This is a genomic window from Acidovorax sp. 69, assembly GCF_002797445.1.
GTDB lineage: Bacteria > Pseudomonadota > Gammaproteobacteria > Burkholderiales > Burkholderiaceae_C > Acidovorax.
On the sequence record NZ_PGEP01000001.1, the window covers coordinates 4,275,146 to 4,298,883 of the forward strand.

At 64.4% G+C, this 23,738-nt stretch carries 20 protein-coding genes; 10 read left to right on the forward strand and 10 right to left on the reverse strand.

What is annotated here, in order from left to right; translation table 11 throughout:
• Positions 1-55 precede the first annotated feature (55 nt).
• The 4 genes from cysK (at position 56) to CLU85_RS19635 (ending at position 4,266) form a co-directional block, all read left to right on the forward strand.
• Positions 56-973, forward strand: coding sequence for a cysteine synthase A (cysK, locus tag CLU85_RS19620; protein WP_100411742.1), 918 nt, complete (start codon positions 56-58; stop codon positions 971-973).
• A 202-nt stretch (positions 974-1,175) separates the two neighbouring features.
• Positions 1,176-1,949 carry an endonuclease/exonuclease/phosphatase family protein gene (locus CLU85_RS19625; protein WP_100411743.1) on the forward strand — a complete coding sequence of 258 codons (774 nt, stop codon included), beginning with the start codon at positions 1,176-1,178 and terminating at the stop codon, positions 1,947-1,949.
• A complete protein-coding gene (gene clsB / locus CLU85_RS19630) occupies positions 1,946-3,190 on the forward strand; it encodes a cardiolipin synthase ClsB (protein WP_100411744.1) in 1,245 nt (414 codons plus the stop codon). The genes CLU85_RS19625 and clsB overlap by 4 nt, the downstream gene beginning before the upstream one ends.
• 20 nt (positions 3,191-3,210) lie before the next feature.
• Positions 3,211-4,266 (forward strand): lysylphosphatidylglycerol synthase domain-containing protein, encoded by a 1,056-nt coding sequence (locus CLU85_RS19635; RefSeq protein ID WP_100411745.1) that lies wholly within the window; start codon positions 3,211-3,213, stop codon positions 4,264-4,266.
• A gap of 80 nt (positions 4,267-4,346) precedes the next feature.
• Here the strand turns inward: CLU85_RS19635 and CLU85_RS19640 are convergent, their stop codons facing one another.
• Positions 4,347-4,958: a TetR/AcrR family transcriptional regulator gene (locus CLU85_RS19640; RefSeq protein WP_100411746.1), complete on the reverse strand. Its 612-nt coding sequence runs from the start codon at positions 4,956-4,958 to the stop codon at positions 4,347-4,349.
• A gap of 100 nt (positions 4,959-5,058) precedes the next feature.
• Here CLU85_RS19640 and CLU85_RS19645 point away from each other — a divergent pair, with 100 nt between their 5' ends.
• From CLU85_RS19645 to CLU85_RS19660, 4 genes are all read left to right on the forward strand, one after another.
• Complete coding sequence (locus CLU85_RS19645; protein WP_100411747.1) at positions 5,059-6,534, forward strand: efflux transporter outer membrane subunit; 1,476 nt, start codon at positions 5,059-5,061, stop codon at positions 6,532-6,534.
• Between the two features lie 42 nt (positions 6,535-6,576).
• Positions 6,577-7,761, forward strand: a complete 1,185-nt coding sequence (locus CLU85_RS19650; protein ID WP_100411748.1) for an HlyD family secretion protein — start codon at positions 6,577-6,579, stop codon at positions 7,759-7,761.
• 14 nt (positions 7,762-7,775) lie between these two features.
• Positions 7,776-9,344, forward strand: coding sequence for a DHA2 family efflux MFS transporter permease subunit (locus CLU85_RS19655; RefSeq protein ID WP_369858278.1), 1,569 nt, complete (start codon positions 7,776-7,778; stop codon positions 9,342-9,344).
• 126 nt (positions 9,345-9,470) lie between these two features.
• Entirely contained in the window at positions 9,471-11,189 is a 1,719-nt protein-coding gene (locus tag CLU85_RS19660) for an NAD(P)/FAD-dependent oxidoreductase (RefSeq protein WP_100411749.1), read from the forward strand.
• A 34-nt stretch (positions 11,190-11,223) separates the two neighbouring features.
• Here CLU85_RS19660 and CLU85_RS19665 read toward each other — a convergent pair whose 3' ends face one another.
• Positions 11,224-12,567 (reverse strand): amidohydrolase, encoded by a 1,344-nt coding sequence (locus CLU85_RS19665; protein WP_100412657.1) that lies wholly within the window; start codon positions 12,565-12,567, stop codon positions 11,224-11,226.
• A gap of 125 nt (positions 12,568-12,692) precedes the next feature.
• Here CLU85_RS19665 and CLU85_RS19670 point away from each other — a divergent pair, with 125 nt between their 5' ends.
• Together CLU85_RS19670 and CLU85_RS19675 are read left to right on the forward strand one after the other, a co-directional pair.
• Positions 12,693-13,760, forward strand: coding sequence for a GlxA family transcriptional regulator (locus CLU85_RS19670; protein WP_232727872.1), 1,068 nt, complete (start codon positions 12,693-12,695; stop codon positions 13,758-13,760).
• A 172-nt stretch (positions 13,761-13,932) separates the two neighbouring features.
• Positions 13,933-15,447 carry a DASS family sodium-coupled anion symporter gene (locus CLU85_RS19675; protein ID WP_100412658.1) on the forward strand — a complete coding sequence of 505 codons (1,515 nt, stop codon included), beginning with the start codon at positions 13,933-13,935 and terminating at the stop codon, positions 15,445-15,447.
• Between the two features lie 23 nt (positions 15,448-15,470).
• Here the strand turns inward: CLU85_RS19675 and CLU85_RS19680 are convergent, their stop codons facing one another.
• The 8 genes from CLU85_RS19680 to CLU85_RS19715 all read right to left on the reverse strand — a co-directional run bounded on the left by CLU85_RS19680 (position 15,471) and on the right by CLU85_RS19715 (position 23,641).
• The gene (locus CLU85_RS19680; RefSeq protein WP_100411751.1) at positions 15,471-17,054 is read right to left on the reverse strand and encodes a methyl-accepting chemotaxis protein; all 1,584 of its coding nucleotides are present in this window, start codon (positions 17,052-17,054) and stop codon (positions 15,471-15,473) included.
• 201 nt (positions 17,055-17,255) lie between these two features.
• Positions 17,256-18,131, reverse strand: a complete 876-nt coding sequence (gene htpX, locus CLU85_RS19685) for a protease HtpX (RefSeq protein ID WP_100411752.1) — start codon at positions 18,129-18,131, stop codon at positions 17,256-17,258.
• Between the two features lie 203 nt (positions 18,132-18,334).
• Complete coding sequence (locus tag CLU85_RS19690; protein ID WP_100411753.1) at positions 18,335-19,075, reverse strand: DUF3025 domain-containing protein; 741 nt, start codon at positions 19,073-19,075, stop codon at positions 18,335-18,337.
• On the reverse strand, positions 19,062-20,171 hold the full coding sequence (locus CLU85_RS19695) for an NYN domain-containing protein (RefSeq protein ID WP_232727873.1): 1,110 nt from the start codon (positions 20,169-20,171) through the stop codon (positions 19,062-19,064). The genes CLU85_RS19690 and CLU85_RS19695 overlap by 14 nt, the downstream gene beginning before the upstream one ends.
• A 41-nt stretch (positions 20,172-20,212) precedes the next feature.
• A complete protein-coding gene (pyrC, locus tag CLU85_RS19700) occupies positions 20,213-21,277 on the reverse strand; it encodes a dihydroorotase (RefSeq protein WP_369858281.1) in 1,065 nt (354 codons plus the stop codon).
• Positions 21,278-21,454: 177 nt separating this feature from the next.
• Positions 21,455-22,192, reverse strand: a complete 738-nt coding sequence (locus tag CLU85_RS19705) for an amino acid ABC transporter ATP-binding protein (RefSeq protein WP_100411755.1) — start codon at positions 22,190-22,192, stop codon at positions 21,455-21,457.
• A 23-nt stretch (positions 22,193-22,215) separates the two neighbouring features.
• Positions 22,216-22,881 carry an amino acid ABC transporter permease gene (locus tag CLU85_RS19710; protein WP_100411756.1) on the reverse strand — a complete coding sequence of 222 codons (666 nt, stop codon included), beginning with the start codon at positions 22,879-22,881 and terminating at the stop codon, positions 22,216-22,218.
• Between the two features lies 1 nt (position 22,882).
• On the reverse strand, positions 22,883-23,641 hold the full coding sequence (locus tag CLU85_RS19715; RefSeq protein ID WP_100411757.1) for an amino acid ABC transporter permease: 759 nt from the start codon (positions 23,639-23,641) through the stop codon (positions 22,883-22,885).
• Between the last annotated feature and the right edge of the window lie 97 nt (positions 23,642-23,738).

A 23,738-nucleotide genomic window follows, 5' to 3' on the forward strand; every position in this document is an offset into this window, starting at 1 on the left:
GAACAACTGGTTCAGAATGCGCGTCATCCCCTCTTTGCCCTTCACAGGAGACGCCATGAAAGTTGACAACATTCTGCAGACCATCGGCAACACGCCCCACGTGCGCATCAACCGCCTGTTTGGCCCGGCCGCCAACGTGTGGGTGAAGTCCGAGCGCAGCAACCCCGGTGGCTCCATCAAGGACCGCATTGCCCTGGCCATGGTGGAAGACGCGGAAAAATCCGGTGCACTGCAGCCCGGCGGCACCATCATCGAGCCCACCAGCGGCAACACCGGCATTGGCCTGGCATTGGTGGCGGCCGTCAAGGGCTACAAGCTGATTTTGGTAATGCCAGACAGCATGAGCATCGAACGCCGCCGCCTGATGCTGGCCTATGGTGCGCAGTTCGACCTGACCCCGCGCGAAAAGGGCATGAAGGGCGCGATTGCCCGCGCGCAAGAGTTGCAGGCGCAAACGCCGGGCTCCTGGGTTCCGCAGCAGTTTGAGAACCCGGCCAATATTGACGTGCACGTGCGCACCACGGCGCAGGAAATCCTGGCGGACTTCCCTGAAGGCCTTGATGCGCTGATCACCGGCGTGGGCACGGGCGGCCACATCACGGGCGTAGCGCGGGTGCTCAAGGCCCAATTTCCCCATCTCAAGGTGTTTGCGGTGGAGCCTTCGGCGTCGCCCGTGATCTCGGGCGGCGCACCATCGCCCCACCCCATCCAGGGCATTGGTGCCGGGTTTATCCCCAAGAACCTGGACACCAGCCTGCTCGACGGCGTGATCCAGGTCGATGCCGAACCGGCCCGTGAATACGCCCGCCGCTGTGCACGCGAAGAGGGCATGCTGGTGGGCATTTCGTCGGGCGCCACACTGGCCGCCATTGCGCAAAAACTGCCGGAGCTGCCCGCAGGCGCCAAGGTGCTGGGCTTCAACTACGACACCGGCGAGCGTTATCTGTCGGTGGAGGGATTCCTCCCGGCCTGAAGACGCACCGCAGCAAGCGCGGCACATCGTCTTGTGTGAATGGGGCCCTGGTGGCCCCATTTTTTTCGTCCTCTGCTGCACAAACCAACGGCCAGCCGTCCTACAGCGGCAGCGCCGTGCGGCGGAAACAATCGTCTCACTCTTCGCCCCGCCTATGGTGGCGCGAGTGCGAAGGGCCACAACAACGATTGTTTGACTGCCCATGGCCACCACCACCGCTACCGACCCCCAGCCCATTGCGTTCAAGGTGCTCACCGTGAACGTGCACAAGGGCTTCACCACATTCAACCGGCGTTTCATGCTGCATGAACTGCGTGACGCCGTGCGCAACGTAGCGGCCGACCTGGTGTTTTTGCAAGAGGTACAGGGCACGCACCACCGGCACGCCAGCCGCCTGGCCAATTTTCCGCAGGTGCCGCACTACGAGTTTCTGGCAGACACCATCTGGTCGCAATATGCCTACGGCCGCAATGCGGTGTATGACAACGGCGACCACGGCAATGCGCTGCTGTCCAAGTTCCCCATCACGCGCTACGAGAACCACGACATCTCGATCAGCGGTCCAGAGCGGCGCGGCATGCTGCACTGCGTGTTGCAGCCGCCAGGGCACCATTTGCCGGTGCATGCCATCTGTGTGCACCTGGGGTTACAAGAGTCACATCGGCAGCAACAGCTCCAGCGCGTGTGCGACCTGGTGCGCACCTTTCCCGCCAACGAGCCCGTGGTGCTGGCGGGTGACTTCAACGACTGGCGCCACCGCGCCCACGAGGTGCTGCGCCGTGAGGTGGGGCTGCACGAGGTGTTTGTGCAGGCCTTTGGGCGTGCGGTGCGCACGTTCCCGGCGTCGATGCCACTGCTGGCGCTGGACCGCATCTACGTGCGCAATGCCTCTGTTCATTCGCCGCTGACGCTGCCCAAGAAGCCGTGGGACAAGTTGTCGGACCATGCCCCCCTGGCTGCGGAGATCTTGTTATGAAGCGCCCGTTTCGCGCGCCCCGTTCGTCGCGGTGGGTGCCTGGCAACCACTTCGATCTGCTCGAAAACGGCGAGGAATTTTTCCCGCGCGTGTTCAACGCCATTGCCCAGGCCCGGCGGGAGGTGATGCTGGAAACGTTCATCCTGTTTGACGACAAGATCGGCCAAGAACTGCACAGCGCTTTGCTGCAGGCCGCACAGCGCGGTGTCGAGGTGCATGTGCTGGTGGACGGCTTCGGCTCGCCCGATCTGTCGGACCAATATGTAGGCAGTCTGGTGGAGGCCGGCGTTCAGTTTCGGGTGTTTGACCCGGGCCGCACCTTCATGGGACAGCGGCTGAACGTGCTGCGCCGCATGCACCGAAAAATTGTGGTGGTGGACGGCGAGCTGGGCTTTATTGGCGGCATCAATTACTCGGCCGACCACGTGGCCGACTTTGGGCCCGAGGCCAAGCAGGACTACGCGGTGCAGGTGCGCGGGCCCATCGTGGCGCAGATGCACCATTTCACGCGCGCGGCAGTGCTGGACCGCGCCGAGCACAAGCGGCATCGGGCCGCCGCTGACACGGGGCGCCCGCATGCAGGCACCGCCCATGCCATGTTTGTCACGCGCGACAACCAGCACCACACCAGCGACATCGAACGCCACTACCGCGTGGCGTTGCGGGCTGCGCGCAGCCGGGTAGTGATTGCCAACGCGTATTTCTTCCCCGGCTACCGATTTATCCGCGAGATGCGGCGCGCCGCCAAACGCGGGGTGGATGTGCGGCTGATTTTGCAGGGCCAGCCCGACATGCCCATCGTGAAGACAGCGGCCAGCCTGCTGTACGACCACCTGCAACGCGCAGGGGTGCGGGTGTATGAATACTGCGACCGCCCGCTGCATGGCAAGGTGGCGCTGGTGGACGACAACTGGTCTACCGTGGGCTCCAGCAACCTCGACCCGCTGAGCCTGTCGCTGAACCTGGAGGCCAACGTGATCATCCAGGACCGCGCGTTCAACGCCCAGCTGCACCGCCGCTTGTCGCACCTGATGGACCATAGCTGCAAACAGATCGAAGCGGCTTCGCCCAGCCGTTGGGACGGGCTGCGCGTGGTGCGCAGCTACGCGGTGTTTCACCTGATGCGGTGGTTTCCCGCCTGGGCCGGCTGGCTGCCCAAGCACGAGCCCACGATCACACTGGCCAAACCGGGCGCCGCCGTCGCGGCCTCCGCCGAGCCCTCCAGCAGCCCGGCCACCTGACAGCCCCTGGACGACCTCCCATGGCCCACCCCACGCTGCTCGCGGACACCGACACCCTCGCCGACGCCAAGGCACCAGCGGCGCGCGGCCATACCGCTCGCGGCTGGCGCAACTGGCCGCAGCAGGCCTGGTGGCCGTGGGCAACCCGGGGGGTCGCAGCCGCATTTTTTGTGGTGGTGGCAGGCCTTATTTTTCGGCAGGCGCGCACGGTGGACTGGCCCGCCGTGCTGCAGGCCGTGCGCGACCTGCCCACCATGGCGCTGGCAATGGCGGGCGGGCTGGCGTTGCTGAGCCATTTCACCTATGGCACCTTCGACTGGGTAGGCCGCTATTGCAGCGGCCACCGGTTACCGCGCGCCACCACGCTGGGTATTGCCATGACGAGTTACCCGTTCACCCTGAACCTGGGTTCGCTGATCGGCGGGGTGGGTGTGCGCTACCGCCTGTATGCGCGGCGCGGTGTGGACCCCGGCACTATCGGCCAGGTGGTGGGTACCAGCATCTTGACGAATTGGGTCGGTTACCTGCTGCTGGCGGGCGTGCTGGCCTGGCTTTGGCAACCGCCCACCGTGGCGGGATGGGCGGTCAACACATGGCAATGGCGCCTGGGCGGCACTGTTGTGGGCAGTCTCGCACTGGCGTACACCGGGCTGTGCGCACTGCGCAAGGGCCGTGCGCTCACACTGCGTGGCCACGAATTTCCGCTGCCCCGCTGGCCGGTGGCGCTGTGGCAGGTGGCGGTGTCCGCGTCCAACTGGATGCTGATGGGTGCCGCGCTGTGGATGGTGTTGCAAGCCCAGGTCAGTTACCCCGCCGCCCTGGCCACCGTGCTGCTGGGTGCCGTGGCCGGGCTGGTGCTGCGCGTGCCTGCTGGCCTCGGCGTGCTGGAGGCCGTGGGCGTGGCGCTGCTGGCCACCGAGGCGCTGGGGCAAGAAGAAGTGCTGGCCGCGCTCCTGGCCTACCGGGCGCTGTATTACTTCGGGCCGCTGGTGCTGGCCATGGTGGCCTTGGGCAGCGCAGAGCTGCGCTGGCGCAACCGGGCGGGGCCTCCGACAGAGGCTTTGCCTAAAATATAAGCAAAAAGTGCCGTAATCGCCCGTCCATCAAGCGCAAGCAGCTATCATTTTTGCACATCAGAACCCGCAAGCCCGGGCCATCACTGGGGCATCGGCCCATACGCGGCCAGGAACGCGGCCACCGCACGCTGCACCGTGTCATTGATTTGCGCATCGGCCACCGGCCCCAAGGTCTGAAACAGAAACCGGTCGAGCCATTCGGCCTCCAGCAGACCGCGCAGGTGCAGTGCCGCAATGTGGGCATCGGCCTGGCGCAAATGCCCGGCATCCATGGCCTGCTGCAAAAACACCGCGGTCGCCGCTTCATTGCGCACGGGTCCGAGTTCGTAGCACTTTTGGCCCAGTTCCGAGCGGCTGGCCTCCGACACGATCAATCGGCGCATGGCCTGGACCTGGGGCGAGTACAGCAAGGTGAGCAAGCCGCGGCCAAACTTTTCCAGGGCCAGGGTGATGTCGGTGAACGAGGCGTCCAGCGCCTCCAGCGTGGACTGGAACTCGGCCTCGGTGGCCTCAAACACCACGGCCGAGAACAACTCTTCTTTGGACGCAAAGTAGTTGTACAGCGTGGCCTTGGAATATCCCAGGCGCTCGCAGATGGCGGCCATGGTGGCCCGCTCAAACCCCGTTTCCTGAAAAACCTCTGCGGCGGCATCCAGGATGGCTTGGCGTCTTATCTCGGTTTTTGCCCGCACGTCAACTCCTTTATTTTTGAACCAGCCGGTTCAGTTTAGCTTGATTTTCGACAATCGCAAAGGTAAACTAAACCGATCAGTTCAGTTAAATGGAGTCTTGATGCGTCAACCCAGCACGCCACCGTCGCCCGCCTTGCGCAGGCTGCGCACGCCCCGCCACCTGCCCCTCCTCGGGGCAGTTTTGTTTTTGGCCGGGTGCGCCCAATTGCCCGACCTGGGCGCCTCCCCACAGCCGAAGTCGGCCGACGCATTCCAGAGCGCCCGGTCGCTGACGGCTCCGCTGGCGCAATGGCCCGCGCAACAGTGGTGGACGGCCTACGGCGACACCCAGCTGGATGCCCTGATCGCCGAAGCGCTGGCCGACGCACCCGATCTGGCCGCAGCAGCCGCGCGCCTGCAACGCGCCGATGCCGTGGTGCAAATCGCTGGCGCGGCCAACCGCCCCCAGCTCAGCGCCAACGCCTCCATCAGCGAGGACAAGCTGAGCTACAACCACCTCACGCCCCGCGCGATGACGCCCTCGGGCATGAACGACTACGGCCGCGCGACGCTGAACCTGCAGTGGGAGCTAGACTTCTGGGGCAAGAACCGCTCGGCACTGGCGGCGGCCACGTCCGATGTGCACGCCAGCCAGGCCGAGCTGGCCCAGGCACGCCTTTGGCTCGCCTCGGGCGTGGCCGCCCACTATGCGGAACTGAGCCGCCTGTACGCCAACCGCGACACCGCCGACAAGGCGGTCGCCATTCGCGCCAAGACAGCGGGCCTGTTCTCAGAGCGGCTGGACAACGGCCTGGAAAACCGGGGCGGCCTGCACAACGCACAGGCCCGCCTGGCCATGGCCGAAGGTGAGTTGCTGGCGCTGGACGAGCAGATCGCGCTGCAACGCAACCGCCTCGCTGCCCTGCTGGGCGCGGGGCCGGACCGGGGCCTGACGATCACGCGCCCCAGCCTGAAGCTCGACCGCGCCTTTGGCCTGCCCGCCGAACTCTCGGCCGACCTGCTCGGTCGCCGGCCCGACGTGGTCGCCGCACGGTGGCGCGCCGAGGCACAGTCGCGCCGCATCGACCAGCAAAAGGCCGAGTTCTATCCCAACGTCAACCTGTCGGCACTGGTGGGTGTGCAATCGCTGGGGCTGGACATACTGACCAAGGGCGGCTCCGGCATTGCGGGCATTGGCCCGGCGATTTCGCTGCCCATCTTCAGCGGCGGGCGCCTGCAAGGAGCGCTGCGGGGCGCCCATGCGGCCTATGGCGAAGCCGTGGCCGCGTACAACACCACCGTGGCCCGTGCGCTGCAGGACGTGGCCGACAACGCCATCAGCCAGAAGGCGTTGGGCGAGCGCCTCCTGAAGGTGCAACAAGCCGTGGACGCCGCGAGCCAAGCGCACCGCGTCGCCAACAACCGCTACGAAGGCGGATTGGCCACCTACCTCGAGGTGCTGACCGCCGAAGACGCACTGCTGGGCGCGCTGAGCGCCCAGACCAACCTGCACTCGGCGTCGTTCACGCTGGACATCGGCCTGCAGCGGGCGCTGGGCGGGGGCTACCAACAGCCCGACGTCATCGCCAAAAAGTAAGCACCCCGCTGCCCACCCCCTTCTTTCGATCCAGGAATCTCCATGTCTGAAAACAACACCTCTGCCAGCGCCGACGCCCTGAACAAAAAAAACCGCAACATCCGCCTCGCCGCCCTGGGGGGCGTGGTGGTGCTGGCCGCCGCCGGGTCCACCGCGTACTGGAAGCTGCACGCGTCGCACTACGTCTCGACCGACAACACCTACGCCGCTGCCGAAGTGGCGCAGATCACACCCGCCGTAGGCGGCACCGTGCTGGAAGTGAACGCGAGTGACACCCAGGCGGTCAAACAAGGCGATGTGCTGCTGGTCATCGACCCGACCGACGCCCAGCTGGCCGTGGCGCAGGCCAAGGCAGAGCTGGACCGGGCCGAGCGCCGCGTGAAAAGCCTGATGGCCAACGACAACAGCCTGTCCGCTCAAATCAGCGCACGCGCGGCCGACGCCCAGCGCGCCACCGCCCAGTTGGCTGCGGCGCAGGCGGACTTCGAACGCGCCAAGGTCGATCTCCAACGCCGCCAGGCGCTGGTCGCCTCGGGTTCAGTCTCGGGCGACGAACTGACGCGGGCCAAGAATGGCTTTGACGCCGCCACCGCACAACTGGCCGCCGCCAAGGCCAGCGCGGCACAGGTGACGGCCAACCAGCGTTCGGCCGTGGCCGCCAAAGAAGCCAATGCGGCCCTCATCAGCAACAGCACCGTGGAGACCAACCCCGAAGTGGCCGCAGCCCGCGCCCGGCTGGACCAGGCCGAGGTGAACCTGGCGCGCACCGTGGTGCGCGCACCACTCGACGGTGTGGTGGCCAAACGCATGGTGCAGCTGGGCCAGCGCGTGCAGCCCGGCGCGCCCCTGATGGTGGTGGTGCCGGTGAACGACATCTACGTGGAAGCCAACTTCAAGGAAGTGCAGCTGGAAAAGGTGCGCATCGGCCAAGCGGTGAAACTCCACGCCGACATCTACGGCAAGGCGGTGACCTACCAAGGCGTGGTCGAAGGATTCTCGGGAGGCTCCGGCGCAGCGTTTGCAGCCATTCCGGCACAGAACGCCACCGGCAACTGGATCAAGGTGGTGCAGCGCCTGCCGGTGCGCGTCAAGCTCGACGCGGCCGAGCTGCAGGCCCATCCGCTCAAGATCGGCCTGTCGATGAGCGCCGAGATCGATACCCGCACGGGCGGTCAACAGGCCGCCGCCGCTGCCTCCGCTGACACCCAACGCACCGCAGCGCAATAAGCGGGGGTTCCACCATGAGTCAAGCGACAACGGCGCCCGGCGCGCCAGGAGTGCCCCTGGGCCGCGATGGCGGCATTGCGCCGCTCAGCGGCCCCATGCTGGTGCTGGCCGCGCTGATGCTGGCCTCGGCCAACTTCATTGCGGTGCTCAACATGACCATCGCCAACGTGGCAGTGCCCAACATCGCGGGCGCCCTGGGCGCAGCCGCGAGCCAGGGCACCTGGGTCATCACGTCCTTTGCAGTGGGCGAGGCCATCACGGTGCCTTTGACCGGCTGGTTTGCTGCGCGCTTTGGCGCGGTGCGCGTGTTCGTCGTGTCCATGGTGCTGTTCGGCATCTTCTCCATCTTGTGCGGCCTGTCCACCTCGATTGGCATGCTGGTGGTGATGCGCGTGTTCCAGGGCCTGAGCGGTGGCCCGCTGATGCCGCTGTCGCAAACGCTGATGCTGCGCATCTTTCCCAAGGACAAGGCGGGCGCGGCCATCGGCATCTGGTCCATGACAACGCTGATCGCACCCGTGGTCGGCCCCATCCTGGGCGGCTGGCTGGTGGACGATTTCACCTGGAACTGGGTGTTCTTGATCAACGCCCCCATTGCCATCGGCTTTGGCCTGCTGACCTGGAAGGTGCTCAAGCACTACCAGGATGCACCGGTACGCAACCCCTTCGACAAGGTCGGGTTGATGCTGCTGCTGGTCTGGGTGGTGGCCTTACAACTGGTGCTCGATGAAGGCAAGAACCTGGACTGGTTCGCGTCCAGTCAGATCGTGGCGCTGACCTGTATCGCCGTGGTGGGTTTTGTGGCCTTCCTGATCTGGGAACTGCACGAGAAACACCCGGTGGTCGATTTGCGGGTGTTCCGCCACCGCGGCTTCAATGCGGCGGTGCTGACGGTCAGCGTGGCCTATGCGGCCTTCTTCGGTGTGAGTGTGCTGACCCCCCTGTGGCTGCAAAGCTTCATGGCCTACACCGCCACCGACGCCGGCCTGGCGACCGCGTGGACCGGGGTAACTGCATTGTTGGTGGCGCCCTTGGTGGCATCCAGCAAACGGGACCCGCGTGCGCTGGTGTTTGTGGGCGTCATGTGGATGGCATTGGTCACCCTGTGGCGCACCTTCGCCAACAGCGACATGGCGTTCTGGGACATCGCCATCCCGCTGGCGGTGATGGGCTTTGCGCTGCCGTTCTTCTTCATCCCCACCACCGGCATCGCCCTGGGGAGCGTGGAAGAGCGCGAGATGGATTCGGCCGCCGGGCTGATGAACTTTCTGCGCACTTTGTCCGGCGCGTTTGCCACCTCGGTGGTGACCACCGTCTGGGCCAACCAGACCACACGCAACCATGCGGAGCTGGTCGGCCTGGCCGACCGCGACGGCAGCGTGCACCACATGCTGACCCAGTCGGGTGCGCCACCCGACACAGCCACGCAGGTGGTGGACTTCATGATCACGTCGCAAAGCGGCATGTTGTCCACCAACCAGGTCATGACCGGCATCGCCGTGATGTTCTTCATCGCGGCCGCCATCATCTGGATCGCGCCCAAACCCACACGCACCATCGAGCCGGGCGCGGGCGGGCATTGAACCCGGGGAAGGACCGAAGGTGCTCGCACCTTCGCGGATCCCGGTAGCTGTGTGCCGATAAGGGTGGAGCCGGTAAAATCCGGCCTCACCCATTGCCCACCGCCCGATAACCACGGGCCTGCAAAAATGATCCGCCTTTCCGAAATCCGGCTGCCCTTCACTGTGGCCGAAGCCCCCGAGGCGCCCCTGCGCGCCGCTGCCACCACCCTCCTGGGCCTGGCAGACACCGATATCGCCCACCTGCAAGTCTTCAAGCGCAGCTTTGATGCGCGCAAGGCCGACCTGCTGGCGGTGTACATCGTGGACATCACGCTCGCGCAGCCTGAATGTGAAGCCGCCCTGCTGGAACAGTTCGCCAGCAACCCCCACATCCAACCCACGCCCGACATGGCCTGGCACCCCGTGGGCCAGGCCCCGGCCGACCTGCCCCTGCGCCCCGTGGTGGTGGGCTTTGGCCCCTGCGGCATTTTTGCGGCACTGGTGCTGGCGCAGATGGGCTTCAAGCCCATCGTGCTGGAGCGCGGCAAACCCGTGCGCGAGCGCACCAAGGACACCTGGGGCCTGTGGCGCAAGCGCGAGCTGCATGCCGAGAGCAATGTGCAGTTTGGCGAAGGCGGCGCAGGCACCTTCAGCGACGGCAAGCTCTACAGCCAGATCAAGGACCCCCGCCACCTGGGCCGCAACGTGATGAACGAGTTCGTCAAGGCGGGCGCGCCCGAAGAAATTTTGTACGTCGCGCACCCGCACATCGGCACGTTCAAGCTGGTGAAGGTGGTGGAGAACCTGCGCGAGCAGATCATTGCGCTGGGTGGCGAGATCCGCTTTGAGCAGCGTGTGACGGACGTGATCGTCGAAGACACAGGAGAAAGCCGCCATCTGCGCGGCCTGAAGGTGCTGAACCAGGCCACCGGCGAAACCACTGATCTGCGCGCCGACCACGTGGTGATGGCGCTGGGCCACAGCTCGCGCGACACCTTCGCCATGCTCTACCAGCGCGGTGTGGCCATGGAGGCCAAGCCGTTTTCCATCGGCTTTCGCATCGAACACCCGCAGGGCGTGATTGACCGCGCCCGCTGGGGCCGCCACGCGGGCCACCCGCTGCTGGGCGCGGCCGACTACAAGCTGGTGCACCACGCCGCCAACGGCCGTGCGGTGTACAGCTTTTGCATGTGCCCCGGCGGCACCGTGGTGGCCGCCACCAGCGAACCGGGCCGCGTGGTGACCAACGGCATGAGCCAATACTCGCGCAACGAGCGCAACGCCAATGCGGGCATGGTGGTGGGCATTGACCCCCGCGACTACCCCACCGATGCCACGGCGTTTGAAACCCACCTGGGCAGCACCTATGGTGTCGAAGCACAGGCTGCCAACAGCTTTCACCCCCTTGCAGGCCTGGTGCTCCAGCGCCAGCTGGAATCCAATGCCTATGTGCTGGGCGGGCGTGACTACAGCGCGCCGGGCCAGCTGGTGGGCGACTTCATTGTGGGCAAGCCGTCCACCGAACTGGGCGGGGTGGAGCCCTCGTACAAGCCCGGTGTGGCCCTGGGTGACCTGCACGCGGCCCTGCCCGGCTACGCCATCGAGGCGCTGCGCGAGGCGCTGCCCGTGTTCGGCCGCAAGATCAAAGGTTTTGACATGCACGACGCAGTGCTGACGGGCGTGGAGACACGCACCTCGTCACCGCTCAAGATCGGGCGCGACGAAACGCTGCAGAGCCTGAACACCGCCGGCTTGTACCCGGCCGGCGAAGGCGCCAGCTATGCGGGCGGCATCCTGTCGGCCGGGGTGGATGGCATCAAGGTGGGCGAAGCGGTGGCCCGAAACCTTCTCGGCACAGCAGGCTGACCAGCAGCGGTGAAGAGCGGGTCAGCCGCCCCGCTCACTTGCGCTGCAAAAAGTCCACCGCCAGTGCGGCCAACGTGCGCGCGCCCACGGGCAGCTGGTCTTCGTCGATGTCGAACAGCGGCGAGTGGTTGGACGGTGCGGTCTTGAAGTCCTTGTCCTTGGGCGGCGCGCCCAGGAAGAAAAAGAAACCCGGGGCCACCTTCTGGAACTCGGAGAAGTCCTCCGAGCCACTCACCTTGGGGATGATCATGGCCTTGCCACCCACCGCCAGCTTGAGCGCAGGCAGCGACGCCGCCGTCAGCTCGGCAGGGTTGGTGGTCACCGGGTAGGCCACGGGGCCAAACACCACCTTGGCCTTGGCGCCGCTGGAGATGGCAATGGACTCGGCGGTGGTCGTGATGCGTTTCAAGGCCTCCTGGCGCATGCCTTCGTCAAACGTGCGCAGCGTGCCCAGCAGCTCCACGTTGTCGGGGATGATGTTGTAACGCGTGCCGCCCTGGATGGAGCCGATGGTGATGACTGCGGGCTCATTGCTGATGTTGAGCTGGCGGCTGACCACGGTCTGCAGGCCCAGCACGACCTGGCTCGCGGCCACCACAGGATCTACGGCGTTCCAGGGCGACGAGCCGTGGCCGCCCCGGCCTTCGACCAGGATCTTGAGGCTGTCGGAGCCCGCCATCAAAGGCCCACTGCGGTAGCCCACCACGCCTGAAGGCAGGTTGGCGGTGATGTGCAGCCCATAGATGGCCTGCACGTCTTTCAACGCGCCCTCCTCCACCATGGCCTTGGCACCAAAGCTGGGGACTTTGCCGGTCGCGTCGGGCTCCACCGGCGCGCCTTCCTCGGCGGGCTGGAAGATGAACTTGATGGTGCCGGGCAGCTGCGCCTTCATGCCCGCCAGCGCCTCGGCCGCACCCATGAGCATGGCCGTGTGCGCATCGTGACCACAGGCGTGCATCACCGGCACCTCCTTGCCCAGGTAGTTGGACTTGACCTTGCTCGCAAAAGGCAGGCCGGTGTTCTCGGGCACAGGCAACGCGTCCATGTCGGCGCGCAGGGCCACCACTTTACCCGGCAGGCCGCCCCGCAGCGTGCCCACTACACCGGTGCCGCCGACGTTGGTCTGCACTTCCATGCCGAGCTTTTTCAGGTGCTCGGCCACCAGCTTGGCGGTGCGCACCTCCTGGCCCGAGAGTTCAGGGTGGGCGTGGATGTCGCGGCGCCAGCTGACCATCTTGGGGACCACCTTGTTCACGGCGGTGTCGATGGCCTGAAGACCCGCCGCGTCCAGCGCCTGGGCCTGGGCCGAAGAAGCGAAGGCCAGGCCGCTGACGAGCAGGCTGGCGGCCCACGAAATGGCAGAGAGGGGTTTGTGCATGAACAGATCCGTGCGGTGAATGACAACAATAAAAGGAAGGAGGCCAACAAAACGCACATTCATGCTAAGACCCCAAGCCCTTTTGGATGCAAGCGAAAATGGCCATCCACAGAGCCAATATCGCCATGCCACCTTCTTCTGCACCGTCCACAACGACCCCGGTTTTTCGCATCGACATCCCGCTGCTGCCCGAATCCGCACTGGGCAATGCGCTGCAGTTCATCGACCTGCTGCGCAGCGCCAACCTGCTGGCGGGTCTGCGCGGGGGAGCGGGCACCCCCCGCCTGGGCTGGCGCCTGCTGGATGCCGATGGTCAGCCTTTGGCGCCGATGCCTGGCCCTCTGGCGGCATACACACAGTCCCCCACGGCAGCCACCGAGGGACCCGCTTTCGCTTGGTTCATCCCCTCATTCCATGCCGCAGACATTCCCGCCATTCGCAGCGTGGCCACGCGCCACCGCGCGCTTTCCCGGCGGATCGGCATTGCACTCGATGCGGGGCAGAAAGTGCTGACACTGGGCAATGGCGCCTGGCTGGCGGCGCAGAGCGGGCGGCTGCGCGACCATCAGGCCAGCCTGCCATGGTTCTACATTGCCGGCTTCGAACGCGACTTTCCCGAGATCGCGCTCACTCTGGGGGAAGACTTCGTCGACGACGGCCCCTGGCTCAGCTGCGCACTGCCGCACAGCCTGGGAGACATGGCCGTGGCCCTGGTGCGCCACGCCCTGGGTGACGGGCTGGCCCAAGCCTGCGCCAGCGTGCTTCGGCCCGACCACGAACGTGCCCGGGCCGCGCTGCAAGCCAACGCGCAGCAGCACATCCCGGCCACACGCGACAGCACACTGGCGCGCGCAATGGCCTGGATGGAAGCCCACCTGGACGAGCCCTATTCGCTGGCCCGGCTGGCCGAAGCCGCAGCCGTGAGCACGCGCACGCTGCTGCGGCATTTTCAGCAAGAGCTGTCGCAGTCGCCGCTGGACCACCTGCACAGCCTGCGCTGCGCACGCGCCAAGGTCCTGCTGGAAGTGACGCTGGAGAGCGTACCCAGCATCGCAGTGGCTTGTGGTTACGCCGACCCGGCGGCTTTCCGGCGCATCTTTGTACGCCACACCGGCATGCCACCGGGCGAGTACCGACAGCGCCACACGCTGCGAGCCCCCCGGCGGCGCTGGCGGGTAGATATGGGGACCTAGCGCGCTCTGTCTGCATTACAAAAAAAAGCCCGCGCCCACGCAGCCACAGCCCCTTGATCTGCATCAACACCCGCCCGGGGCATGTTGCAACACTGGAAAGCCCTGCGCTTTTTTGCCCTAAGAGGCGCATCTGCCTTTGTTCGCGCGCATTGCGCACCGCCAGGAGAAGCCCATGTCCACCCCGTCTTTGCCCAGCGCGTCCCCCAGCGCTTCCGCAAGTCTCGCCCAACGGCTCGGCCTGATCGGCGCCCTGGTGGCGCTGCTGGCGGTGCTGGCATTGCCCACGCCAGCCGGGTTGCCGGTGGCGGGGCAGACCATGTTGGCCATCCTGGCGTTCGCCGTGGTGGTCTGGATGACCGAGGCACTCGAATATTCAGTGAGTGCGGTGGTGATCGCCGCGCTGATGGTGTTTTTGCTGGCTTTTGCGCCCAGTGTAGCCAAGCCCGACGGCGCCGACATGGGCACGGGCGCTGCGCTGAGCCTGGCGCTCTCGGGTTTTGCCAACAGTGCCGTGGCGCTGGTGGCCGCAGCCTGCTTCATCGCGTCAGCCATGACGGCCACGGGGCTGGACCGGCGCATTGCACTCACCGTGTTGTCCAAGGTGGGGGCAAAAACCCACCACATCGTGATCGGAGCCATGGTGGTGGGGTTTCTGCTGTCGTTCATCGTGCCCAGTACCACGGCCCGTGTAGCCTGCCTCATGCCGATCATGATGGGCTTTGTGCTGGCCTTCAAGGTGGATCGCAAGAGCCGCTTTGCCGCGCTGCTGGTCATCACCACGGCACAGACCGCCAGCCTCTGGAACGTGGGCATCAAGACCGCTGCTGCCCAGAACATGGTGGCCATAGGGTTCATCGAAAAGCAACTGGGCGCGCAGATCACCTGGGGAGAATGGTTTGTGGCCGCCGCCCCATTTGCAGCGCTGATGACGGTGGCGCTGTTCTTCATCATGACGCGCATGATGAAGCCTGAAATGCAGGCCATTGCCGGCGGACAAGAAACCATCAGACAGCAGCTGGCAGAACTGGGCCCCATGACGCTGAATCAGTGGAAGCTGCTGGCCGTGGTGCTGGTGCTGCTGGGTTTCTGGTCCACCGAAAAGGTGCTGCACGACTTTGACACCACCTCCACAACCATTGCGGCCGTCGCGCTGATGCTGTTTCCACGCATCGGCGTGATGGACTGGAAGCAGTCGCAAAAGGGTTTCCCGTGGGGCACGGTGGTGCTGTTTGCCGTGGGCATCAGCGTGGGCTCTGCACTGCTGCAGACCAAGGCGGCGGGCTGGCTGGCCCAGCTCATCGTGAGCCACCTGGGCCTGCAGATGGCATCGGCCTTTGCCATCCTGATGCTGCTGTCGGGCTTCCTGATCGTCATCCACCTGGGTTTTGCCAGCGCCACCGCACTGGCCTCCACGATGATTCCCATTGTCATCAGCGTGTTGTCCACCGTGCAGACGCCCGGCATCAACGTGGTGGGCATGACGATGATCCTGCAGTTCGTAGTGAGCTTTGGTTTCATCCTGCCAGTGAACGCGCCGCAGAACATGATCGCCTACGGCACTGACACTTTTGACGCACACGACTTTGTACGCACCGGCATCGTGATCACGCTGACCGGGGTCGTTCTGCTGGTGGTTTTTGCGCTGACCTACTGGCCTTGGCTGGGCCTCATGGTGACCCGCACCTGACCCAGGTCTAGCCTGCGGGGCCTCTAGCGCAACGCCCTCTGCGCACCGGCGGCCGCAGCAGGCAAACGGAACGCCTCCACCAGCTCGGCCAGCTGCTGCGCCTGCACCCGCAGGCCCTGCGCGGCAGCCGACGATTCTTCTACCAGCGCGGCATTTTGCTGCGTCATCTGGTCAAGCTGCGAGACGGCCTCGCCCACCTGGCTCAGGCCCGTGGTCTGCTCACGCGCTGCCGTGCTGATCTCGCCAATGATGGTGGCGACCTGCTGCACGGACTGGACGATCTCGCCCATGGTGCTGCCCGCCGCGTGCACCAGTTGGGTGCCTTCATCCACCTGCCGCACGCTGTCGCTGATCAAGCCCCCAATCTCCTTGGCCGCTGTGGCCGAGCGCTGGGCCAGGCTGCGCACCTCGCTGGCCACCACGGCAAAACCCCGCCCCTGCTCCCCGGCACGGGCCGCTTCCACGGCGGCGTTCAGCGCGAGGATGTTGGTCTGGAACGCAATGCCATCGATCACGCTGGTGATGTCGGCAATGCGGCGCGACGACAGCGCAATGCCGTCCATGGTGCCCACCACGCGGTCCACGGCGTCGCGCCCGCGCTGGGCAATGCCGCTGGCACCGGTGGCCAGGGTGCTGGCCTGTGCAGCAGCGTCGGCGCTGTGGCGCACGGTGGCCAGCAGCTCCTCCATGCTGGCGGCAATCTCTTCGAGGTTGGAGGCGGTCTGTTCGGTGCGGGCCGACAGGTCGCTGTTGCCCGCCGCGATCTCGCTGCTGGCGCCAGCCACCGAGGTGCTGGCCTGGCGCATGCCGACCACCAGTTCGGCCAATCGCGCCTGCATGCCCCCCAGGCGCGACAACAGCGCCTGCAACTCATCGCGGTTGCCTGCGGTGGGGGCAGGAATCGCCGAGGTCAGGTCGCCCTCCGCAATATGGTCGGTGACCTCGGACGCATGGGCCAGGGGCTGCAAAATGGAGCGCGACAGCAGCCAGGCGCAGGCCAGGCTCAGGAGCAAACCGACCACAGACCCCGCAGCCAGCAGAGTGATGCCCTGCCGCTCGCTGCGTGCAGCGGCGTCACGCGCCTCGGCCACACGCTGGCGCTGGAACTCGGCCAACTTGTCCACAGCCGCCGCATAGGCGTCCGCCGCAGGCCGCAACTGCTTGGCAATGGCGTCTGGCGGCAAAGCCTCCCCCGCTTTGCGGCGTTTGACGAGGTCGTCACGCACGGTGCGAAAGCCATTGCCAGCCTTGTCGATGGCATCGAACAAGGCCTGGGACTCGGGGTCTGCCGCCAGCTCATCCAGGCGTTTGCGCACGTCGGACGAGCGGGAGGATGTGACCTTGCGGTCCGCATCGATGCGCGCAGCATAGGCGGGGTTGTCGATTTCCAGCAGGGTTTCGGCCCGCACAGAGCTGAGCACCACGATGGCATGCAGCTCACGCGCCAGCAAGGCCCGCTCCGACGAGGCACCGCCCAGGTCATCGGCAATGTCTTGCAGGCCGGCCAGGCGCCAGATCCCCACAGCGGCCGATAGCGACATGACAAGACACACCACACCAAAGGCCAGGGCCAGACGGACCGCAACACGTGCGTGAGAGATGGACATAGAAGGTTCCCGCAGGAGTGAAGTTCAGTGAGCAACCTGCGCTGGATGCGCAGCGGAGAACGCCGGGTTGTCATCCACTGATCGACAAAAGGTTACAAGTGCTTGAGCATTCCCACAAGGGCGCCAACCCACCCACCAACAAAAAGGCCGCCGCCGGGTGTCACCCTGCAGCGGCCTCACAGGACCAACGCGAAAGACGTCTTATGGCTGCGCGTTTTGCAGCGCAGCAATGCGATCTTCGATGGGCGGGTGGGTGCTGAACAGCTTGCCGATGCCACCGGCAATGCCCATGGCGGCCACGCTCTTGGGCAGCTCGCCCGGATGCATGCCACCCAGTCGGGCCAGGGCATTGATCATGGGCTGGCGGCGACCCATCAGCTGGGCAGCGCCCGCGTCTGCACGGAACTCGCGCTGGCGGCTGAACCAGGCCACGATCATGGCGGCCACGAAGCCCAGCACGATGTCGAGCACGATGGTGGTGACGTAGTAGCCGATGCCAGGGCCCGAGCTGTTCTCGTCGTTCTTGCGCAGGAAGCTGTCGACCGCGTAGCCAATCACGCGCGACAGGAACACCACAAAGGTGTTCATCACGCCCTGGATGAGCGTCATGGTGACCATGTCGCCGTTGGCGATGTGGGCCACCTCGTGACCGATCACGGCCTCGACCTCGTCGCGCGTCATGCCTTGCAGCAGACCGGTGGACACGGCCACCAGCGCCGAGTTCTTGAAAGCGCCTGTCGCAAACGCATTGGGGTCGCCTTCAAAGATGCCGACTTCGGGCATGCCGATCTTGGCTTCGGTGGCGAACTTGCGCACGGTCTCGACAATCCAGCGCTCGTCGGGTGAGCCGTTGCCATCGATCACACGAACGCCCGAGGTCCACTTCGCCATGGGCTTGCTGATGAGCAGCGAGATGATCGCGCCGCCAAAACCCATGACCAGTGCGAAGCCCAGCAACATGCCCAAATTCAAACCATTGGCCGTCAGATATTTATTGACATTCAGCAGGCTGGCCACCACCCCCAGCACGACAACGACGGCCAGGTTGGTCATCACAAATAACAGGATCCGCTTCATGGCTTGAATTCTCCGTGGGGTAAACAACGACAACGAGTGTTTGCTGACTCAGATGGGGGCTGGGGACTGCGCTTCAAGCACCGGCCCCAGGGCTGTCGGGCCACTGCGAACCCTTGGCAACCCACCCACATGGCCGCGATTTCATCGCGCAATGGTAGGTGCAAACCCACGCTGGGGCCTTATCACACAAGCCTTGACGGGAATTAGGAAACCGGCACCACCCGGTGGGGCCGGAACACCTGTGCATCGGCATAAAAGCCCGGCGCCTCATTGGCAGGCCACCAGCCGGGCACGCCCAGCACGGGCATGGGGGTGAAGGGTTTGGTGGCCCACAACCCAGGCTGCACAGCTTGCGCAAGCCAAGCGTCCAAATTTGCTACTGAATTAATAGCTACTGGCGCTTGATATACGTGCGCTACCATGGTTTTTCGGGGTGAGACCAACTTTTCGAGCAGCGCATGGCCGAACAGCATCAATCGGGCCTCGCGCCATAACGGGCGCAGATCCACAAACAGCGCCTGCCAGTCGCGTGCCCGCAGCGCATCCCACAGCGCATCGGGGGCCTGCAGCACTGCGCCGTTCTCGTCGAACACCGTGAGCGCATCCCGCAGCCGCCCGCGCACGGCCTGCACGCCATCAGCGGCAATGGCCTGGGCCTGGAGCTGGTTCAGGCGGCGCTTGGTGTGCGGAAACTGGTGCCATACCAGGCCGTTGAAGAAGTCATGCAGGTTGTTGCGCGTGGGGACGCGGCGGGTGTCCCAGATGTATTGCTCGTAGGCGGTGCCTTCGGGCAGTTCGGACTGGGGAACAAAACGGACAGAGGCCATGGAAAGTACATTGAGTGCCTCAGCTACCGGCTTTCCTTCGAACACTTCACGCTGAACACGGACTCCCGGATCGCGAACTGCGCTTAGCCAAGGCGCCCCCCAATCAACCCGTTCCATTCGCAGAATCCCGTCGCAGGGGAATATTGGTGGCCACGTTGGGTGCTGAGGGCTCCACGTAAGTGACTTGCGTAGGCTGCCCTTGAGGTGCAAGCTTGAAATGGGAGGGAAACTGTCCAAAAAAGGTGGTCGATTTGGTCGTTTTCCCAAGGATCATTTTCTGACGCAAGAGCGGGACGACTTGGCTGAGCATTTGCGGCCCGCGTCTCAAATCCGGCAACACCGTCAAAACTCGCTGAACCATCTCAGGGGGAGGCATTGCAGATGAAGCCGAAGCAGCATCTCTAGTCGCTTTGGCTAACTTCTTCGCCTGAGCATCAGAGATGTAAGCGATCTGATTTGGCTTCTGCGAAGGTTGCAGCTGAAAACAGCCGCCTAACTGCGCGAACCACACGGAGGTCTTCGTGGTCTTCCCTAAAACGCCCCGCTGGCGCAACGTGGACACCACTTGGCTGAGGTGCTGGCTTTGACCATTGCGTAGTGATGGAAGAGCCCGAAGCACCTGCTCGACAAGCTCTTTAGTTGAGGGCTGCGGCGCCAAAGGTTTGGGCCCGGCAGCAAAGCCACCGGCCGGACGAATTTCACTGCCAAGGGCTTCTTCCACATCGCGCGAGGAAGGTTCCGAATCGATAGCTTGCGGTAACTCTGGCTCCGCTATTGTCGAAGCGGCCGGGCTCTGCGGCTTTTCTACAACCTCCAGCAAGACCACTTCGTCATAAAAGCTCTCGGGATTCGCAAAAATTTTGTGGGAGAGGCTGAAACAAAGAACATGACAACCGCGCTCTCTGACCCAGGTCGCCAAGGGGACAAAGTCCGCGTCACCCGAACAAATGGCCACTGTGTCAATGTCTTGAGTGCAAACGGCCTCTACCGCATCAATCACCAAGGCGCTGTCCGTAGTGACCTTGTTCACGATCATGTTGCTGACCGGACGCACGCCATGGCGCCACAGCACCGACTCGATACCCCTGAGGCTATCAACCCGGCCGTAGGCGCGCTTGTAGAGCACACGTTCCGCGCGGTGGCGTAAATCCGTCAGAACATGGTCCAACGCCGTCGCATCATTCAGGTTGTCCGCGTCAATGAAGACGGCCATGTTCCTGGCCGTCCCAACCTTACGCGGCTCCTGCGGCAAGGTCATTTCACCAACCGCCACGGCAGCGCTTCACCCGCGCGCAGGGGCTTGAGTTCCGCTTCGCCAAACGCAAAGCTGTCGGGTGGTGTCCATGACTCGCGGCGCAGCGTGATGGTGGTGGTGTTGCGCGGCAGGTTGTAGAAGTCGGGGCCGTGAAAGCTCGCAAAACCTTCGAGCTGATTGAGAGCACCTGCGTTGTCAAACGCCTCGGCATACATCTCAATGGCCGCGTGGGCCGTGTAGCACCCGGCGCAGCCGGTGGCGTGTTCCTTGAGGTGCGCGGGGTGGGGTGCGCTGTCGGTGCCCAGAAAGAACTTGTTACTGCCGCTGGTGGCGGCCTGCACCAAAGCCACGCGATGTGTTTCGCGCTTGAGCACGGGCAGGCAGTAGTAGTGCGGGCGCACGCCGCCGATGAAGATGGCGTTGCGGTTGTAGAGCAGGTGATGCGCGGTGATGGTGGCGGCGGTGAAGCGATCGGCGCTGGACACGTAGTCGGCCGCGTCTTTGGTGGTGATGTGCTCGAAGACGATCTTGAGCTCAGGGAAGTCGCGGCGCAGCGGGATGAGTTGCTGTTCGATGAACACGGCCTCGCGGTCGAACAGGTCGATGTCGCTGCTGGTCACTTCGCCGTGCACCAGCAGCAGCATGCCGGCCTTCTGCATGGCTTCCAGCGTCTTGTACGTCTTGCGCAGGTCGGTCACGCCCGCGTCGCTGTTGGTGGTGGCGCCTGCGGGGTAGAGCTTGCAGGCGACCACGCCTGCGGCCTTGGCACGCACGATTTCCTCGGGCGGGAGGTTGTCGGTGAGGTAGAGCGTCATCAGCGGCTCGAACGGCACACCGGCGGGCACGGCGGCCAGGATGCGCTGCTTGTAGGCCAGGGCCTGCTCGGCCGTGGTGACCGGTGGGCGCAGGTTGGGCATGATGATCGCGCGGCCGAACTGGGCAGCGGTGTGGGGCACAACGGTGTGCAGGGGCTCGCCGTCGCGCACGTGCAGGTGCCAGTCGTCGGGGCGGGTGAGGGTGAGGGTGAGGGTGAGGGTTTGAGGAGCGGCAGTCATGGGCTCCATTGTCCCATTGGCTCGTTTACTATCATTTATATAGCAAAAACCACTTATCAGATAAGCGCCTGAGGCCGAAAATACGAAATATCCCGGCGAGAAGCAGGGGGACGTCCACCAAAAGAAAAGCGCCCGCAGGCGCTGTTCTTTTGTCTCTTGCCGCGCCACAGGCGCACAGGCACTGACTCAGTGCTGCAGGATCTTGTTGAGAAAATCCTTGGTGCGAGGCTGGCGCGCATCAGGGTTGTTGAAGAACTCGTCCTTGGAGCAGTCTTCCAGGATCTTGCCGCCCACGTCCATGAAGATCACGCGGTTGCTCACCTTGCGGGCAAAGCCCATTTCGTGGGTCACGCACATCATGGTCATGCCTTCGTTGGCCAGGCCCACCATCACGTCCAGCACTTCGCCGACCATTTCCGGGTCGAGCGCCGACGTGGGTTCGTCGAACAACATCACGATGGGGTCCATCGACAACGCGCGCGCGATGGCGACACGCTGCTGCTGGCCGCCCGAGAGCTGGCCGGGGAACTTGTCCTTGTGCGCCATCAGGCCCACGCGCTCCAGCATCTTCAGGCCGCGCTTTTTGGCATCGTCCGCGCTACGGCCCAGCACCTTGATCTGCGCAATGGTCAGGTTGTCGGTCACCGACAGGTGGGGGAACAGCTCGAAGTGCTGGAACACCATGCCCACGCGGCTGCGCAGCTTGGGCAGGTTGGTGCTGGGGTCGTGCAGTTTCACGCCGTCGACCGTGATCTCGCCCTTCTGGAAGGGCTCCAGCGCGTTGATGGTCTTGATCAGCGTGGATTTGCCCGAGCCCGAGGGGCCGCACACCACCACCACTTCACCCTTGTTGATGGTGGCCGAGCATTCGTTGAGCACCTGCACGGGGCCATACCACTTGGATACGTTTTTGAGTTCGATCATTGTTTATTCCTCAATCTCTCGGATCACCGGATGATGGCAATCTTCTGGTGCAGGCGCTTGACCACCCAGGACAGCGCGTAGCACATCACAAAGTACAGGACGGCAGCGGCCAGGTAGGCTTCGATGGGGCGGCCGAAGTTCTTGCCCGCCACCTCAAAGCCCTTGAGCATGTCGTAGGCGCCGATGGCATAGACCAGCGAGGTGTCCTGGAACAGGATGATGGTCTGCGTGAGCAGCACCGGCAGCATGTTGCGAAACGCCTGGGGCAGCACCACCAGCTTCATGTTCTGGCCATACGTCATGCCCAGCGCCTGCCCGGCATACACCTGGCCACGCGGAATGGACTGGATGCCCGCACGCATGATCTCGCTGAAGTACGCGGCCTCGAACGCGATGAACGTCACCACCGCAGACAACTCGGCCCCGATGGGACGCCCGATGATGGCGGGCACCAGCAGGAAGAACCACAGAATCACCATCACCAGCGGAATGGAGCGCATGCCGTTGACGTAGATGGTGGCGGGTACGTCCAGCCACTTCTTGCCCGACAGACGCATCAGCGCCAGCAAGGTCCCGAACAGCACGCCCCCGATCGTGGCAACCAACGTGAGCAACAGGCTGAAATACAGCCCCTTGAGCACAAAGTTGGAGATCAGGTCCCAGTTGTAGAAGGAAAAATCGAGATTCATATCAGTGCCCCCCACCCGCGCCGCTGGCGACGACCATGCCGGGGATGCGCGCACGTTTTTCGATGAACGCCATGATGCGGTTGATGGCAAAGGCCGAGACCACGTAGAGCCCCGTCACCGCCAGGTACACCTCAATGCCACGCGAAGTTTCTTCCTGTGCCTGCATGGCAAACATGGTGAGTTCTGCCACCGACACGGCAAAGGCCACGGAGGAATTCTTGAAGATGTTCATCGTCTCGCTGGTCAGTGGCGGGATGATGATGCGAAACGCCATGGGCAGCAGCACATAGCGGTAGGTCTGGAACGTGGTGAAGCCCACCGCCAGACCAGCATAACGCTGGCCGCGCGGCAGAGCCTGGATGCCCGATCGCACCTGCTCGGCGATACGTGCCGAGGTAAAAAAGCCCAGCGCCAGCACCACCAGCGCAAAACCTGGAACGCCCCTGAGCACGGGGAACAGGCTAGGCAGGACGTGGTACCAAAGAAAGATCTGGACCAATAGCGGAATATTGCGAAACAGCTCGACCCAGGCATTGCCCAGGCGCACGATCATCGGTCGATCCTGCAAGGTACGCAGCGTGCCAATGAAAGAACCCAACACAAGCGCCAGCACCAGGGCCAGCAACGAAACAGACACCGTCCAGCCCCAGGCCGACAGTATCCAGTCCAGGTACGTGATATCGCCGCCTTTGCCAAAGCAGCCTTGCACGACTTCCCTGTCCATGGTGTCCTGGCAGAACACCTGCCAATCCCAACTCATAGGAGCACCCCTTTAATTCTTGGTATTACCGTTGGAGGCAACCCTTTGCCAGTCCAACAAAAAAGCCCCTTCAAACCATTTGGCCGAAGGGGCACCA